Annotated in this window: 2 protein-coding genes; both read left to right on the top strand. The window is 61.6% G+C overall.

Annotated elements, in window-relative coordinates; genetic code table 11:
• The coding region (pncB, locus tag D6877_RS10415) for a nicotinate phosphoribosyltransferase (RefSeq protein ID WP_130910697.1) at positions 1-738 on the top strand (738 nt) is incomplete at its 5' end.
• Between the two features lie 4 nt (positions 739-742).
• Positions 743-1335, top strand: a 593-nt coding sequence (gene nadE / locus D6877_RS10410; RefSeq protein ID WP_130910698.1) for an ammonia-dependent NAD(+) synthetase, incomplete at its 3' end; no start/stop codon positions are given.

Below are 1335 nucleotides of genomic sequence, written 5' to 3'. Positions count from 1 at the left end.
GCCTCGGCCGATGAGCTGTCGCAACTGCAGGTCGCCGATTTCGGCACGCGCCGGCGCTTTTCCTTTGGCGTGCAGGCCGAAGTGGTCAACGTCCTCAAGCATGACTTCCCCGGGCGTTTCGTCGGCACCAGCAACGTGCATCTGTCCCGCGAGCTGGACATGAAACCGCTGGGCACCATGGCTCACGAGTGGATCATGGCCCATCAGCAACTCGGCCCGCGTCTGATCGACAGCCAGATCGCCGCGCTCGATTGCTGGGTGCGCGAGTACCGTGGCCTGCTCGGCATTGCCCTCACCGACTGCATCACCACCGATGCGTTTCTTGGCGATTTCGATCTGTTCTTCGCCAAGCTCTTCGATGGCCTGCGCCACGATTCCGGGGACCCGGTGGCGTGGGGTGAGAAGTGCATCGCGCACTACCACAAGCTCGGCATCGACCCGATGAGCAAGACCCTGGTGTTCTCCGACAGTCTGACCCTGCCGAAATCGTTGGAGATTTTCCGCGCGCTGCACGGTCGCATCAATGTGAGCTTCGGCATCGGTACCAACCTCACCTGCGATATCCCGGGTGTCGAACCGATGAGCATCGTGCTTAAAATGACCGCATGCAACGGCCAGCCGGTGGCGAAGATCTCCGACGAGCCTGGCAAGACCCACTGCAAAGATCCGAATTTCGTCGCCTATTTGCGACATGTGTTTCAGGTTCCTGCCGAATCCAGTCTATCTAGCAAGGAGTGAATTCATGCAAGCCGTACAGCGTGAGATTGCTGAGCAGCTCAAGGTGCAACCACCGTTCGCCGACAATCAGGCCCTGCAGGCGGAAATTGCCCGACGCCTGACGTTCATCCAGGAATGTCTGGTCAATTCCGGGCTCAAGACCCTGGTGCTGGGCATCAGCGGCGGCGTCGACTCACTGACCGCCGGCCTCCTGGCCCAGCGCGCGGTACGTGAACTGCGCGAAAAAACCGGCGACGACCGCTACAAATTCATCGCCGTGCGCCTGCCCTACGAAACCCAGTTCGACGAGCACGACGCCAAGGCCTCGCTCGACTGCATCGCCCCTGACGAAATCCACACCGTGAACATCGGCCCGGCGGTCAAGGCGCTGGCAGCTCAGGTGTCGGCGTTCGAAGGCAAGCCGGCAGCGTCGGTGGATTTCGTGCTGGGCAATACCAAGGCGCGGATGCGCATGGTGGCGCAGTACACGATTGCCGGGGTGGCGGGCGGTCTGGTGATTGGCACCGACCACGCGGCGGAAGCGGTCATGGGTTTCTTCACCAAATTCGGCGATGGCGCCTGCGACCTCGCCCCGCTCAGCGGCCTGGTGAAAAATCA

The organism is Pseudomonas sp. Sample_9, assembly GCF_004307535.1.
Classification (GTDB): Bacteria; Pseudomonadota; Gammaproteobacteria; order Pseudomonadales; family Pseudomonadaceae; genus Aquipseudomonas; species Aquipseudomonas mercuritolerans.
This window is presented reverse-complemented; position numbering and strand designations above follow the sequence as displayed.